The sequence below is a fragment of the Nesterenkonia sp. CL21 genome, from assembly GCF_031705515.1.
In the GTDB taxonomy this organism is placed as follows: Bacteria; Actinomycetota; Actinomycetes; order Actinomycetales; family Micrococcaceae; genus Nesterenkonia; species Nesterenkonia aethiopica.
Genome location: NZ_JAUTWR010000009.1, coordinates 22252 through 36251, shown reverse-complemented (window position 1 = coordinate 36251; position 14000 = coordinate 22252). Strand labels below are relative to the sequence as shown.

The following is a 14000-nucleotide window of genomic DNA, read 5'->3' as shown; positions in this document are numbered from 1 at the left end:
TCGCCTCGTCCAGCGGTGTGACGCCCTCCGCTGAAGGTGTGGACCACACGATAGGCGCGTCAGAGGGACGTGTCCTCAGAGGTTTCGAGTCCGACCTGAGGGAGCGCCGGCGGACCCGGCACCGGCGGAGGGACCACCGTGTGACGGACCGTGAGCTGACGGACCCGGCTCAGGTGGCGTCGACGTCGAAGGGCGCCGGCGTCGGGGGCGTGTCGGCCGATCCCGCACCGTCGCCGTCGTCGAGCGAGGCCGAGCCGGTGATTCCGGCGACGGAGGCACCGGCCAGCCCGGCCGCCAGTGCGCCCGAGCTCTTGGCGTCCTTCCCGGCCCCGAAGACCTCCCGGGGGTCTGCGGACTTCTGGTGGTGGGCGGCCCCAGCGGTGCCGGCACGGCGGGCGGCTCCGCCGTCGCGGCCAGACCCGGTCGTGCTGCGGGCTCCTGGCGTCGCGCCGCGGGCTCCTGCGCCGCTGCCCCCGGACCCGCTGCTGCGGGACCCGCTTGCACCGTTCCGGGGGCGCCGAGGCGGCTCCAGACGGGCCGCGTCCCGCACCTCCCCCACGGCGCGCCGGGTGGTGTCGACCTCCTCAGCCAGCGCCTCGCGGATGATCCGCCGGGGGTCGTACTGCCGGGGGTCGTACTTCTTCCAGTCGACGTCGTCGAAGTCGGTCCCGGTCTCCTCCTTGAACTGCTTCTTGGCATCCTCAGCCATGCCCCGGGCCTTGCGGACCCATTCAGCGAGCGTCTGGGCATACTGCGGCAGCCGTTCCGGGCCGAGGATGACCAGAGCGAGCACCACCAGGATGATGAGCTCGTAACCGTTGATACCAAGCACAGACCAAATCTACCGTGAACTCAGTCGTTCCATCGGAACAGCTCGTCCAGGCCCCGGGCCAGACGGTCCCTGGCGGAAGGGTCGGTGGGCAGCATCTGCACCCGAGCCCGGTCGGAGGCCATCACCCAGTCCGCCACCTGCTCCGCCGAGGACTCGGCCAGATTCGAGGTGATCACATACTGCGCGTCGTCCGTCTCCACCGCCGCAGTCCAGCGGTCCCCGGCCCGGGAGACGAAGAGGTCGCAGCCCTCCCCCGTGCCCAGGGTGACCCGATGGTGCTCCACCAGATCCTCGTCCAGGATGGGGGCCAGCTTCTCCCGCAGCGAGGTGAGACCGACGTCCTCTGACTCCGAGCGGGTCTCCGCCACGCTGATGCGGTCCGCTCCGTCGGCCAGCTGCAGCTCCACCGTGCGGACGCCGTCGACCACCCCGGTCTCCAGCCGCTGCGGCTCGAAGCCGAAGCCGAAGTCCACCAGGTGCCCCACGGTCCAGCCGAGCGGCTTGAGGTCGTCCAGGTGCTCCAGTCGCAGCTCGTGGACGGTGGTCGTGGTCAGGGCGCCGGGCAGCTGCGCGGTCCCGTCGGCCTGGACCAGCGGCTCGGAGGCGCCGGCCGGGGCCGACGTGGCCGGGGAGCCGACGCCGCCGTCGGCGGGCGCCAGCGCCTCCACGGAGGCCGGCGCGGAGACGGCGCGGCCGCCGAGGACCCATGCCGCGGCGAACACCACGACGGCCCCCATGACGGCGACCATGAGGCACATCACCACCAGCCAGCCGGCTCGGGGCCTGGCTGACCGGTCGTCGCTGAGGTGACGGCGCGTGGCGGACGGGGACATCGGGGACCATTGTGAGAGCAGAGTCTGGGTGCGCGCTGTGAATATCCTGAGAAGGCTCGCGGCTCTATAGGATGGGGACGAGCCCGGCGGCGACTCTCGCTCCGGCCCCGAGTCCGGGCCCGCTTCGGCGCTTCCCGCAGAGCCCGAGGTCAGCGCAGGAAGGATCTATGAAAGCCCTCAACAGTCCCCAGACGGCCAAGCACGCCAGCTGGGAGTACGCCGAACAGCATCATGCTGAGGATCACATCCTCGAGGCGGCCCGACGTCGGGGAGAGGACCTCGGCGTCACTCCTGTGAGCGAGGGCGTGGCCGCCACCCTGACGGTGCTCGCCGCCGCCATGGGCGCCCGAGGGCTCGTGGAGGTCGGCACCGGCGTCGGAGTCTCCGGACTGTCGCTGCTGCGCGGAGCCGCGCCGGACGCGGTGCTCACCAGCATCGATCCCGACGCCGATCATCTGCAGGCGGCGCGGACCACGTTCAAGGAATCAGGGGTGCCCTCGGCCCGCACCCGCCTGATCACCGGCCGCGCAGAGGAGGTGCTTACCCGCCTGACCAGCGGCGGCTACTGCCTCGTGCACCTGGATGCGGACAGCCCGGAGCTCGACGAGTTCGTGGAGCAGGGGGTGCGCCTGCTGCGCCCGGGCGGGCTGCTGGCCGTCAACGACGCCCTCGACCACGACCGGCTGCCACGTCCCGCGGTCCGGGAAGAGTCCACCCGCCGGAGGCGCGCGGTGGAACGCTCAGTGCGCGACGACGAGCGCCTGGTCACCACGATGCTCGGCACCGGGACCGGGCTGCTCGTCGCCGTCAAGCGCTGAGCCGGAAGGCCCTGGACAGGGGGTTCACTCCCCCACGGCGTCGACCAGGCACTCCTTGAGGGCCTGTGCCTCCTCCTCGTTGATCTCCAGCACCAGGCGACCACCACCGTCGATGGGCACCCGCATGATGAGGCTGCGTCCTTCCTGAGCTACCTCCATAGGACCGTCGCCGGTACGCGGTTTCATTGCAGCCATCGAGTGCTTCCCTTCTGGTGTTCCTCTGTGCGGATGTGTGACACATCCGTCTCCATTATCCCCCACATGGGAGGAATGTCACCCGGACGGCCGGTGAACGTCCTGATCAGCGCGACATCTTCGCCTGTCACCCGGGTGTGTCTTCGCCCCTCTCCCTGGAGTCCTGCTCCAGCTGGGCGGTGAGAGCGTCCAGCAGGGCCTCCACCTGGTCCATCCGATATCCGCGCAACGCCGGGTCCAGGCGGAGACCGCGCAGGTCGTCGGCGGTGAGCGGACGGCCCTCTCTCGCGGCGAGGAGAGACGTGACGTCGTCACCGGGCGGCAGATCGGCAGGCGGCTCCGCTCCTTCGACACGGCCTGTCAGCAGCACGACGACGGCGCCCAGCAGCGCGATCGCGAGCAGGTAGAGCCAGATCACGGGGACACCTCCTCGTCGACGGCGGTCGGCGCGTCGTCTGCAGCCGCGAGCTCGAGCGCGTCATCGTCCGGCTGGAGGATGAGGGTCACGATCGCCAGGAGGATCACGTACACCGCGAAGACCCGGAAGTGACCCCGATAGAGCATGCGCAGCACCAACCACAGGGCTCCGGCCCCGACGACGGCGGAGACCACGAAGGCAACGACATAGGCATCGACGCCCACCCCGAGCGGGCCCCGATGGTCGAGCAGGCTGAGCGACTGGACGCCCGTGGCGGCGACGATGGTCGGGATGGCCACGAAGAAGCTGTACTGTGCGGCGATCTTGCGGTGCATGCCCAGGGCGAGCGCCATGGCGATGGTCAGCCCGGAGCGGCTCAGCCCGGGGAACAGTGCGGCGGCCTGGGCCAGGCCGATCAGCAGCGCGACCCATATGGTCATCTGCGCCGCGCCGCGCCAGGTCTGACGCACCGAATCCGTCCACCACAGGATCGCCCCGGTGACCAGCAGCATCAGCGACACCGCCCACGGCGTGGCGAACACTCCGGTGCCGTATTCGCGGACCAGCAGTCCCAGCACGCCGGTCACCCCGGTGGTGACCACGCCGAAGAGCATGAGCTTCAGGTGGATCATGTGGCGCAGGGTGCGACGTCGCGCCCACCACCGCAGCTCCCGGAGGGTTCCGGAGAGCAGGCGCCCCAGAGGACGATGCATCACCACCACCACGGAGACCATCGTCCCCAGGTGGACCACCAGGTTGAACAGGAGCATCTCCGGGGTCTCCGGAGACGGCAGCGGCGAGCCGGTCGCCGCCATCCAGTGCTGGGTCAGCACCAGGTGGGAGGAGGAGCTCACCGGGATGAACATGAACAGCCCCTGGATCACGCCCAGGAGCACGGATTCCCACAGCGTCAACGCGTCACCTTCTGTCGAGAGGGATGCCGGCGGCGGCCAGCAGCCGGGGCAGGACCTCGCCGGAGCGGCCGCGGATCGCGAAGTCCATGACCTCCGTCAGCCCGGTCTCCTCCGGGTTGATCTCGATCAGCGGGACGCCACGCTCCAGGCCCAGCAGGGGCAGCGACGCCGCCGGCTGCACGATGCCGGAGGTGCCTACCACGATCACCAGGTCGCTGGCGCGGATGGCGGCGGTGGCGGCGTCGAAGGCCTCCGCCGGGAGCATCTCCGAGAACCAGACGACGTCGGGGCGCGCGAGCCCCTCCTGGCAGGCCGGACAGCGGGGAGGCTGCTCAGGCTCGGGCGGGACTGTGAACCCGTCGTAGGCCGGGGCGGGAACTTCGACGGGCTCTTGGCAGTCGGCGCAGCGATGGGTGGTGATGCTGCCATGCAGGTGGGCCAGGACGTCCGTGCCGGCACGTTCCTGGAGGTCGTCGACGTTCTGCGTGACCGCCGCCAGCCAACCGCCCTGGTCGGCGAGGTGGCGCTGCCAGGCCGCCAGCGCGCGATGCCCGGGGTTCGGCTCGACCGCGGCGATGAGTGCCTGCCGCCAGCGGTACCAGGTCCACACCAGGGCCGGATCCGCCTCGAAGGCGTCCGGGGTGGCCAGCTCCTCGGCGGAGAACCGCTCCCAGAGACCGCGCTGGACCTCCCGAAAGGTGGGCACCCCGGATTCGGCGGACATTCCGGCTCCGCTGAGCGCCACCACCTGGCGCGCCTCACGGACCAGGGTGACGACGTCCTCCGGCACCGATTCGGTCACAGACAGCTCTCGCATGCTGACCACCGTATCCACTGAGCCGCCCGCGCACTAAGCTGAGCATCACCTGGACGCTCATCACGATGCGAGGAGGAGCCATGACACAGCCCCCGACTGGGCAGGGCCCTGAGCCCGTGGACCCGCAGGATGCCCACAACGCCCCGGGACAGCCCCACCCGGCAGACCCCGGACAGCCCGGGCCCGGACAGCCGCAGCAGTCCGCCTACGGCGGGGTGCCGGCCGGTCCTGTGCGGCCGCTCACCCCCGGTGAGGAGCAGGGTTGGGGCGTGGCCGTCCACCTCGGCGGCGTGTTCCTGTCCTGGCTGGTGCCGCTGGTGGTGTGGCTCGTCTTCCGCGAGCGCAGCCGGATGATCGACGACCACGGCAAGGAGGCCCTGAACTTCCAGATCACGCTGTTCATCGCCTATGTGGTCGGCGGCATCCTGACCGTCATCCTCATCGGCGCGCTGATCATCTTCATCGCCTGGGTCTGCGCGATCGTCTTCGGGATCATGGCGGCCATCGCCGCCTACAACAGGCGTCCCTACCGGTATCCGATCAGCATCCGCTTCATCAAATGAGCCGCGCCGGGCACACCCGGGCCGCTCAGCTCTTCCGGTTGTAGATGAGCATGGACAGCGGCCCGAAGACCACCACCAGCACCGCACAGTAGACCAGCACCATGGTCAGGCCGCCGACGTCGTAGGTGCCGTCCATGAGATCCCGGACCGCGGCGACCACGGTGGAGACCGGGTTGATCTCCGCGAAGGCCCGCACGGGGCCCGGCATGGTCTGCGGATCCGCAAAGATGTTCGACACGAAGGTCAGCGGCATCAGGATGAACATGGACACCCCCATGGCGGCCTGCTCGGTGCGCATCAGCAGCGCCACCGTGGTCCACACCCAGGACAGGCAGAAGCTGAAGACCAGCAGCAGCGCGAAGGCCGCGACCGCACCGGTCAGCCCACCGCCGGGGCGGAAGCCCATGATGACGCCCACCACCAGGATGATCACCCCCGCGATGGTGTAGCGCACCTGGTCGCCGAGCAGCGCGCCCACCAGCTGCGCGGGCCGCCAGGTGGGCAGGGAGCGGAAGCGGTCGAAGACGCCCTTGGAGATGTCCCGATTCAGGGTCAGCCCCGTGTACATGGTGATCATCACCAACGTCTGCACGAAGACCCCGGGGATCAGGAACTGCACGTAGGCGTCGACGGCGGACTGCGAGTCGCCTCCCGCCATCGCCTCACCGATGGCCCCGCCGAACACGTAGGTCATCATCACCGTCATCATGATCGGGAAGATCGTGACGTCGAAGAGCTGCTCGGGGACGTGCTTGATCTTCAGCAGCGCGCGCCAGCCATAGGTCATCGAGGCGCTGAAGGCACCGGCCCGCGCGGGGCGGTCCTCCGGGCTGACCAGGATGTGGCGGATCCGCTCGGACTCGTGCAGCGTGGTGGTCCCGTTGATGCTCATCGGATGGTCGCCTCCGCCTGGTCGTCTCGGCCGCCGTCGGTCTCGTCGGCGGCCGCCCCGTCCTCTTCGCCTTCGTGCTCGGCGCGATGCCCAGTCAGCGCCAGGAAGACCTCGTCCAGGCTGGGCTGGCCCAGGGCGAAGGTCTCGACTTCAATGTGCGCCTCCTCCAGGGCGCTCAGGGCCGCTGCGGCCCGGGATCGCTCGTTGAGCCGCGCGGTCAGCGCCGTCGGATCAGGCTCCCTGGTGACCTCGGCCTCGATCGTGCGAGCCAGCAGCTCCGCCGCCTGCTCCCGGTCTGCGGGCTCGACCACCCGGACGGTCAGCGCACCGGAACCGACCTGCGCCTTGAGCTGGCCGGGCGTGCCTTCGGCGATCACCTGACCGTGGTCGATGACGGCCAGCCGGTCCGCCAGCTGGTCCGCCTCCTCCAGGTACTGGGTGGTCAGCAGCACAGTGGTGCCGGCCCCCACCAGGGTCCGGATGATGTCCCAGACCTGGTTCCGGGACCGTGGATCGATCCCGGTGGTGGGCTCGTCCAGGAAGATCAGCTCCGGGGTGACCAGCAGGGAGCCCGCGATGTCCAGGCGACGGCGCATGCCGCCGGAGTACTTCTTCACCTGGCGACCCGCCGCCTCGGCGAGCCCGAAGGCCTCCAGGAGCTCGTGGCCCCGGCGCCGCGCGGTCCGGCCGGGGAACCCGAGCAGACGGCCCAGCAGCACGAGGTTCTCGATGCCGGTGAGGTCTTCGTCCAGCGAGGCGAACTGACCCGTCAGGGCGATCTTCTCGCGGATGGTCGCGGGTTCAGCGAAGACGTCATGACCCAGCACGCGGGCTTCGCCGCCGTCGGGACGCAGCAGGGTGGCGAGCATCCGGATCACGGTGGTCTTGCCGGCGCCGTTGGGCCCCAGCACTCCGTAGATGCCCCCACGGGGGATGGAGAGATCGACGCCGTCCACGGCGGTGTTGTCGCCGAATCTCTTGACCAGGCCGCGGGTCTCGACGGCCGGATCCGCTGTCGGCACGCTCATGCGTGCTCCTTTCTCCAGCAGGGTGGTGAGGAGGACCCGGACAGCATACCGTACGCCGTACTCAGATTCCCAGGACGTCCGGCGTCCCCGGCGCACCGCCCGCAGCCCTGGAGAGAGCTTCCGGCGCGGGATCAGCTGAGCTGCTGCTGGAGGAACCGGTAGATGAAGCTGTTGAGCCGGGCCTGCTGCTCAGGGCTGGCGGCGCCGCCGTGTCCTCCCTCAGTGTTCTCCCAGTACCTCACATCGGCCCCCAGGGATTCCAGAGCTGCCGTCATCTTGCGGGCATGCCCCGGGTGGACCCGGTCGTCCCGCGTGGAGGTGGTCAGCAGGACCGCCGGATATCGACGCCCCTCCTGCAGCAGGTGATAGGGAGAGAAGCCCCGGATGAACTCCCAGTCCTCAGTGTCCGGATCCCCATACTCGGCGCGCCAGGAGGCTCCGGCCAGCAGATGGGAGAATCGCTTCATGTCCAGCAGCGGCACCTGGATGACCACCGCTCCGAACAGCTCGGGATACTGCGTGAGCATATTCCCGGTGAGCAGGCCGCCGTTGGAGCCTCCGCGGCAGGCCAGCTGCGGCACCGTGGTGACGCCGGTGGCCACCAGGTCCTTCGCGACGGCGGCGAAGTCCTCATAGGCGAGATGCCTGTTCTCCCGCAGCGCAGCACGGTGCCAGTCCGGGCCGTACTCGCCGCCGCCGCGGATGTTGGCCACCGCGTAGACTCCGCCCGACTCCAGCCAGGTCTTGCCGACCACCCCCAGATAGCCCGGGGTCATCGAGATCTCGAAGCCGCCGTAGCCGTAGAGCATCGTGGGCCGCGGCGCCGCGCCGGAGCCTTCGGCCAGCAGCTCCTGCGGGCCGATCAGGAAGTAGGGCACCCGCATGCCGTCATCGCTGGTGGCGAAACGCTGCACCGAGGTCAGGCCGGAGGCGTCGAAGCGTTCCGGAGCGGACTTCAGCGCCTCGTGCGTCTCCTGCCCGCCGTCGAGCAGCCCGGAGAGGTCCCCCAGGTGCAGAGTGGTGGGCTTGAGGTGGTCCTCGGAGGTGATCCAGACCTGCTCGGACTCCTCCGGGTCCACCGCCGCCACGGACAGGGTGCCGGTCAGGTCCTCGAAGACCGGCGACCGGCGCCAGTCGGTGGGGCTCTGCGAGGTGCGGACATGGGCCTCCAGCCGGTGCACCACGTCCTGCATGACGGTCAGCACCAGGCACTGCGGTGTGGCGGTGACGTCCTGCAGCGAGGTGGAGGCGTCCGGGGTGAACAGCGCGGTCAGCTCGGCTCGGCCGGCCATGAAGTCGTCGATGTCGGCGACCACCAGCGAACCGCCGGGGAAGGTCTGCCCCTGCAGGGTCGTCTCGGTGCGGGGCATGAACAGGAAGAGATCGCGATGGATGCTGACCCGCACATCGGTGGGGACCTCCACACGACGCAGGCCGCCGTCGTCGATCAGCAGGGTCTCCCGGTCATAGAAGCCCAGCACGCGCACCGCGATGTCGCGTTCGAACCCTGGGGTGCCGAGGTGTCCGGCAGCGGCCACCATATGGTCGGGCTCCACGGAGACCACCGTCTCAGCCTCCTGAAGGGGCGTGCCGCGACGCCACCGGCGGCAGGCGCGCGGATACCCGGAGGTGGTGACGGCGTCCTCACCGTGATCGGTGCTGATGTAGACGGTGTCCGCGTCGATCCAGCTCACGGAGCCTTTGCCCTCGGGCTTGGCGAATCCGCCCTCCTCGGGATCCACGAATCGGCGCTCAACAAGGTCGAACTCTCGGGTGACGTCGGCGTCCGAGCCGCCCCGGGACAGCGAGACCAGAGCGTGCCGCCACGGCTCGCCGTCCTGCCGGGGCCGCAGCACGGTGGCGCCGTGCCACACCCAGGTCACGCCTTCGGCGGCGGAGAGCTCGTCGAGGTCGATCAACACGTCCCACTCGGGCTCGTCCGTGCGGTAGGACTCTTCGGTGGTGCGGCGCCAGATACCCTGCGGGTGCTCGGCGTCGGTCCAGAAGTTGTAGAGGTGCGCTCCGCGGCGGGACACCACGGGGATGCGGTCGCTCGCGTCGAGGATCTCGCGGATGTCGGACTGCAGAGCCTCGAAGGTGTCGTCGACCAGCTCCTCCTCGGCGCGGGCGTTGCGCGCCCGCACCCAGGCCAGTGCGTCGTCGCCGGTGACCTCCTCCAACCACAGATGCGGGTCGGCGTCAGGGGCGATGAGCGGCTGCACGGAACGGTTGCCAGAGGTAACTGTCATGGGGCCCATCTTACTCCCGACCACACCCAGCAGTCCCTGACTCACCCGTTCTCCGCGGCACGTGACGGCAGGAGCACCTCGTCCTCGGTCAGAACCTCCACCGAGCCGACGGTCTCGTCGCGGTCGAGGTCGAAGACCTCCACCTCACCCTCGAGGCGGAGCAGGATCTCATCCGTGGCCGGAGGGATCGCCACGACGACCTCGGAGGTCCAGGCATCACGCCCCGGGTCCTCGACGTCCTCGGCCAGGGGCATGACGCGCTCCTCGCCGTCCACGGTGAGGAGCAGCTCGAGGTCGACGGCGGCGGCCTCGAATGCGCGCAATGCCCACTCGGTGCCCTCCGGGTACAGGCCCAGGCCCATCTCGATGCTCAGCCAGGCCTCCCCCGGGTCCGCCCAGCCGTGCTCCGGGGTCCAGCCGTGCAGACCTGCCTCCGTGATCCACGGATCGACCACCAGCCGGTCCTCGAGGCCGTCCACATCCTGCTCTCCTGCGATGGCCTCGGGGTTCCAGATGAGGCTCTGGTGCGGATGCACCGGGTCCAGGCTGTACCAGCCCGCTGCAGGATCGTCCTCCGGCAGCTGACGCCGCCCGGTGCGGGCATCGACGCGCTGATCATGGCCCTCGAACTCGAGGACCAGGGCCGCCGGGGCCTCCTCCGGCACAGAGATCAGCAGGCCCTGTCCGCCCACCGTCGCGACGGCATCGTCCAGGGTCAGCACCTGGGTGCGTCGGCCGTCGACCTCCAGCCAGAGGACCGCAGGCTCGTCCAGACCCTCACCTCCCGGCCACTCCCACTCCTGTGCGAAGAGCTCCAGCAGGAGCAGCTCCTCCCCCACGGCGGGGAAGGAGGCCACGGCACGATCCTCGTCATCTCCCTGGTCCAGCATCTGCGCCGACGCGGCGGTGAGCTCTCCGACCCTCTCGACCACCAGTCGTGCCCCTGGGGTGAAGAGGGTCCCCTCCTCACCCGGGTGGTCGGCTTCAGCCGACGGCCCAGGGGGTTCAGTCAGCTGCACCAGGCCGGGCTCCAGACGGCGGTACAGAGAGTCCCCCGGACCGGCAGGGTCGATGGACACGCCCTCCACGAGGATCTCGTCATCGCTGAGGTAGGTCACCTCCAGCACCGAGCTGCCGGACGGCTGCCCGACCGACAGGCCGTCCACGAAGCAGGTGAACTCCGTGGTGACGTCCACTGACGCGTCCCCGCAGTTCACCTCACCGTCGATGAAGTCCTCGTCGGTCAGCACCGCGGCGATGTCGGTGCCGTCGGAGATCCCGCAGCCGCTCAGCACCAGCACCGCCCCCGCACCGAGGGCCGATGCCCTGAGAGCCGTTGCCCCGATCCGTCCCATCCGACCCCTCCTCCGCTCCCCAGCCGCTCCGGAGCGGACCGCAGCGGCCGATGGCACGAGTCTGCCACAGGGGGTTCGCGCACTGCTCCCCTCGACGGCGGCTCACGGGGCAGCTCGAGGCGGCGAAGGCCGGACGGACCCGGCGGATCAGCCGGTGTTCTGCAGGCCGGCGGCCACACCCTTGAGCGTGATGAGCAGAAGGTTCCGGGGGTCATCGACGTCGACGCCGTCGTGGTCCTGGGTGCGCAGCGCCTGCAGCGCGCGCAGCTGCAGCAGGGAGAGCGCATCCACATACGGGTTCCGCAGCTCCACGGCACGCCCGAGCACGCGGTGGTCCTCCAGCAGGCGGGACTGGTCGGTGATGGCCAGCACCCACTTGGTGGTCAGATCCAGCTCCTCGAGGACGAGCTCCGCGAGATCCTGACGGTCGCCGAGCCGCAGGTACCGCTCAGCGATGCGCCGGTCCGTCTTGGCCAGCGACATCTCGATGTTGTCGATCAGCGCCCGGAACAGCGGCCAGTCGGCATAGGCGGAGCGCAGCTGATCCAGGTCGCCCACCGCCTCCAGGGCCGAGCCCAGCCCGTACCAGCCGGTGAGGTTGATGCGCGCCTGCGCCCAGGCGAAGTTCCACGGGATGGCCCGCAGGTCCTCCAGAGACTCCACCGAGAGCCCCCGCTTGGCCGGACGCGAGCCGATGGCCAGCAGGCCGACCTCGTCCTGCGGGGTCACCTGCGCGAACCACGGGGCGAAGCCCTCGGCGTCGACCAGGCCGTGGAACCGCTCCCGGGAGACCGCGTCCATCTGCTGGGCCAGCGGCGCGAAGCGACGGGCGGCCTCCGCGTTGCGCCGCTCCGTGGACGGCGCGGAGGCCATCAGCGTGGCGGCGGCGACCTGCTCGATGTGGCGCAGCGCGATCTCCGGGTTGCCGTAGCGGGCGGAGATCACCTCGCCCTGCTCGGTGACCTTGAAGCGCAGGTCCACCGAATGCGGCGGCTGGGCGAGGATCGCACGATTGGCAGGGCCACCGCCGCGGCCCAGCGCCCCACCGCGGCCGTGGAACTGGGTCAGCGTGATGCCGTTCTCCACCGCCCAGGCCGCGATCTTCTCCTGCGCCTCGTACAGCGCCAGGGTGGCCGCGACCGGCCCCACGTCCTTGGCGGAGTCGGAATAGCCGAGCATGACCTCCAGGCGACGCCCGGTCTGCTCCAGGCGGCGCTGCACGGCCGGGTTCTGCAGCATCTCCTGAAGGATCCTCGGCGCGTTCTGCAGGTCCTCGTAGGTCTCGAACAGCGGGATGACGTCCAGCACCGGTGCGTGCTCCGCTCCACCCAGGGCCTTCTCCGCCAAGGTGTACACGTCGGCGAGGTTCTGCGCGGACTGGGTGAAGGAGACGATGTACCGGCGGCAGGCGTCGACGCCGAAGCGCTGCTGCACCGAGGCGATCGCCCGGAAGGTCTCGATGACCTCCTCCCCGGGCACCGCCGTCTTCTCGACTCCCTCCGGGTCCTGAAGCCAGGCCAGCGTCTGCGAATGCACCTTGGAGTGCTGGCGCACCTCCAGCTCGGCCAGGTGGAAGCCGAAGGTCTCCACCTGCCAGATCAGCTCCTGCAGATCGCCGTAGGCCGCACGCTTGGCCCCACCGGCTGCCAGAGAATCCTGCACCACCTTCAGGTCGGCGACCAGCTCCTGCGGCGACTCATAGGACAGGTCGGCATCGCGGGCTCGGGTGGCGGCCAGCCGCCCGGCGACCGCGAGCAGCACCTGACGGTGCGGCTCTCGCGGGGAGTGCTGGACGGCCTGGTCGGTGAGCTCCTCGGAGAGCTGCCGCTGGCGACCCCACAGGGCGGTCAGACCGTCGCTGGGCGGGGTGTAGCGGTCGTCGAGGGTCAGGGCGAGCCCGACGGTGCGGGCCCGGGCCTCCAGGTCGCCCAGGACACGGTCGGCGGCCTGGGCGACGGCGGCGCGGGTGATCGAGGCAGTCACATTGGGGTTGCCGTCCCGATCCCCGCCGATCCAGGAGCCCAGGCGGATGAACGCAGGAGCCTTCGGCGCCTCCGTGCCGCCGGCCTCACCCTGCAGCCAGTCGTCCATCCGGCGGTAGGCCTGGGTGAAGACCTTCGAGAACGAGGTGTCGAAGACGGACAGGGCGGTGCGGACTTCGTCCAGCGGAGACGGGCTGGAGACCCGCAGCTGGGCGGTGCGCCACATGTTGTCGATCTCCTCGAGCAGCTCGCGGCGGTTCTGGGCCAGAGCGCCGGTGCCCATGCGGGGGTCGTCCCGGTCGTCCAGCAGCTGGCCGACGCGGCGCACGGAGGCGGCGATGGCATTGCGCCGCGCCTCCGTGGGGTGCGCGGTCAGCACCGGGTGGAAGCGCAGCTCCTTCAGGCGCCGCTCCGCCTCCTCCTGGCCGACCTCGTCCCGGAGGTGGGCGAAGGCCGCGGCGACGGAGTCCGCCGGCTGCTGGTCCTGCAGGGGGATCTCACCGTCGCGAGCACGCAGCGTGCGGATCCGGTGCTGCTCCTCGGCGAGGTTCGCCAGCAGGAAGTAGCAGGTGAAGGCCCGGGCGACCTCCTTGGCGCGGTCCGCGGAGAAGGACGCCACGAGTTCCTCGGCCTGGGCGAGGACGGCGCCGTCGGGGTCCTCCAGGGCGGCGATGGTCAGCTCGCGCAGCGCCTCGACGTCCTCCAGAAGTCCTGCGGAGCCGTACTCGGTGAGGACCTGCCCCAGCAACTCGCCGAGCAGGCCGACGTCCCGGCGCATGGCCTCGGGGATCTCATGCGTGGCGGCGATGCGGGCGTGCGCAGGCGCGATGGACTGATGGGGCATGCGAATCTCCTCTGTCTGGCCGCGGAGAGGCTCCGCGAAGGGTACATGGTGGAGGTCCGCGCGACCCCGTCGTCACGCAGAAACGTCCTCCACGTTACCAAGAGGGCATGACTCGATGAGATCTGGAGCACGGGATTGGTCACATGCCGAGACGTCGACGACGCCTCCAGGCCCCTCATCGGGCGCCCGACCGCCGCACCCCTGTGGCGGCCGAGCGCCCGTCGGCGTCGGGCCAGCGCACAGGAGTGATCGCCGACCGG

At 70.2% G+C, this 14000-nt stretch carries 13 protein-coding genes; 2 read left to right on the top strand and 11 right to left on the bottom strand.

Annotated features, from left to right (window positions below; all coding sequences use genetic code 11):
* Positions 1-169: 169 nt before the first annotated feature.
* Together Q7C18_RS12730 and Q7C18_RS12725 are read right to left on the bottom strand one after the other, a co-directional pair.
* Positions 170-832 carry a Sec-independent protein translocase TatB gene (locus Q7C18_RS12730; protein WP_311025699.1) on the bottom strand — a complete coding sequence of 221 codons (663 nt, stop codon included), beginning with the start codon at positions 830-832 and terminating at the stop codon, positions 170-172.
* A gap of 20 nt (positions 833-852) precedes the next feature.
* Complete coding sequence (locus Q7C18_RS12725) at positions 853-1665, bottom strand: hypothetical protein (protein WP_311025698.1); 813 nt, start codon at positions 1663-1665, stop codon at positions 853-855.
* 167 nt (positions 1666-1832) lie between these two features.
* Here Q7C18_RS12725 and Q7C18_RS12720 point away from each other — a divergent pair, with 167 nt between their 5' ends.
* Positions 1833-2483: a class I SAM-dependent methyltransferase gene (locus tag Q7C18_RS12720; RefSeq protein WP_311025697.1), complete on the top strand. Its 651-nt coding sequence runs from the start codon at positions 1833-1835 to the stop codon at positions 2481-2483.
* 24 nt (positions 2484-2507) lie between these two features.
* Here Q7C18_RS12720 and Q7C18_RS12715 read toward each other — a convergent pair whose 3' ends face one another.
* The 4 genes from Q7C18_RS12715 to Q7C18_RS12700 form a co-directional block, all read right to left on the bottom strand.
* Entirely contained in the window at positions 2508-2678 is a 171-nt protein-coding gene (locus Q7C18_RS12715) for a DUF3117 domain-containing protein (RefSeq protein WP_070161663.1), read from the bottom strand.
* A 127-nt stretch (positions 2679-2805) separates the two neighbouring features.
* Positions 2806-3096: a DivIVA domain-containing protein gene (locus Q7C18_RS12710; protein ID WP_083277700.1), complete on the bottom strand. Its 291-nt coding sequence runs from the start codon at positions 3094-3096 to the stop codon at positions 2806-2808.
* The gene (locus Q7C18_RS12705; protein ID WP_311025696.1) at positions 3093-4010 is read right to left on the bottom strand and encodes an undecaprenyl-diphosphate phosphatase; all 918 of its coding nucleotides are present in this window, start codon (positions 4008-4010) and stop codon (positions 3093-3095) included. The genes Q7C18_RS12710 and Q7C18_RS12705 overlap by 4 nt, the downstream gene beginning before the upstream one ends.
* Positions 4011-4014: 4 nt before the next feature.
* The gene (locus Q7C18_RS12700) at positions 4015-4827 is read right to left on the bottom strand and encodes an NAD-dependent deacylase (RefSeq protein ID WP_311025695.1); all 813 of its coding nucleotides are present in this window, start codon (positions 4825-4827) and stop codon (positions 4015-4017) included.
* 80 nt (positions 4828-4907) lie between these two features.
* On the opposite strand from Q7C18_RS12700, the gene Q7C18_RS12695 reads away from it, so the two are divergent.
* Positions 4908-5390, top strand: a complete 483-nt coding sequence (locus Q7C18_RS12695) for a DUF4870 domain-containing protein (protein ID WP_311025694.1) — start codon at positions 4908-4910, stop codon at positions 5388-5390.
* Between the two features lie 25 nt (positions 5391-5415).
* On the opposite strand, the gene Q7C18_RS12690 is transcribed toward Q7C18_RS12695, so the two are convergent.
* The 5 genes from Q7C18_RS12690 to Q7C18_RS12670 all read right to left on the bottom strand — a co-directional run bounded on the left by Q7C18_RS12690 (position 5416) and on the right by Q7C18_RS12670 (position 13740).
* On the bottom strand, positions 5416-6282 hold the full coding sequence (locus tag Q7C18_RS12690; protein WP_070161667.1) for an ABC transporter permease: 867 nt from the start codon (positions 6280-6282) through the stop codon (positions 5416-5418).
* Positions 6279-7310 carry an ATP-binding cassette domain-containing protein gene (locus Q7C18_RS12685; protein WP_311025693.1) on the bottom strand — a complete coding sequence of 344 codons (1032 nt, stop codon included), beginning with the start codon at positions 7308-7310 and terminating at the stop codon, positions 6279-6281. The genes Q7C18_RS12690 and Q7C18_RS12685 overlap by 4 nt, the downstream gene beginning before the upstream one ends.
* A gap of 131 nt (positions 7311-7441) precedes the next feature.
* Entirely contained in the window at positions 7442-9559 is a 2118-nt protein-coding gene (locus tag Q7C18_RS12680) for a prolyl oligopeptidase family serine peptidase (protein ID WP_311025692.1), read from the bottom strand.
* A 41-nt stretch (positions 9560-9600) separates the two neighbouring features.
* Positions 9601-10914, bottom strand: a complete 1314-nt coding sequence (locus Q7C18_RS12675) for a hypothetical protein (protein ID WP_311025691.1) — start codon at positions 10912-10914, stop codon at positions 9601-9603.
* A gap of 147 nt (positions 10915-11061) precedes the next feature.
* Positions 11062-13740 (bottom strand): phosphoenolpyruvate carboxylase, encoded by a 2679-nt coding sequence (locus Q7C18_RS12670; protein ID WP_311025690.1) that lies wholly within the window; start codon positions 13738-13740, stop codon positions 11062-11064.
* Positions 13741-14000 lie beyond the last annotated feature (260 nt).

Bases quoted from the DNA above. Each gene is read 5' to 3' on its own strand.
- Q7C18_RS12725 (WP_311025698.1), bottom strand. From the start codon at position 1,665: ATGTCCCCGTCCGCCACGCGCCGTCACCTCAGCGACGACCGGTCAGCC.
- Q7C18_RS12720 (WP_311025697.1), top strand. From the start codon at position 1,833: ATGAAAGCCCTCAACAGTCCCCAGACGGCCAAGCACGCCAGCTGGGAG.
- Q7C18_RS12715 (WP_070161663.1), bottom strand. From the start codon at position 2,678: ATGGCTGCAATGAAACCGCGTACCGGCGACGGTCCTATGGAGGTAGCT.
- Q7C18_RS12700 (WP_311025695.1), bottom strand. From the start codon at position 4,827: ATGCGAGAGCTGTCTGTGACCGAATCGGTGCCGGAGGACGTCGTCACC.
- Q7C18_RS12695 (WP_311025694.1), top strand. From the start codon at position 4,908: ATGACACAGCCCCCGACTGGGCAGGGCCCTGAGCCCGTGGACCCGCAG.
- Q7C18_RS12690 (WP_070161667.1), bottom strand. From the start codon at position 6,282: ATGAGCATCAACGGGACCACCACGCTGCACGAGTCCGAGCGGATCCGC.
- Q7C18_RS12685 (WP_311025693.1), bottom strand. From the start codon at position 7,310: ATGAGCGTGCCGACAGCGGATCCGGCCGTCGAGACCCGCGGCCTGGTC.
- Q7C18_RS12680 (WP_311025692.1), bottom strand. From the start codon at position 9,559: ATGACAGTTACCTCTGGCAACCGTTCCGTGCAGCCGCTCATCGCCCCT.
- Q7C18_RS12675 (WP_311025691.1), bottom strand. From the start codon at position 10,914: ATGGGACGGATCGGGGCAACGGCTCTCAGGGCATCGGCCCTCGGTGCG.
- Q7C18_RS12670 (WP_311025690.1), bottom strand. From the start codon at position 13,740: ATGCCCCATCAGTCCATCGCGCCTGCGCACGCCCGCATCGCCGCCACG.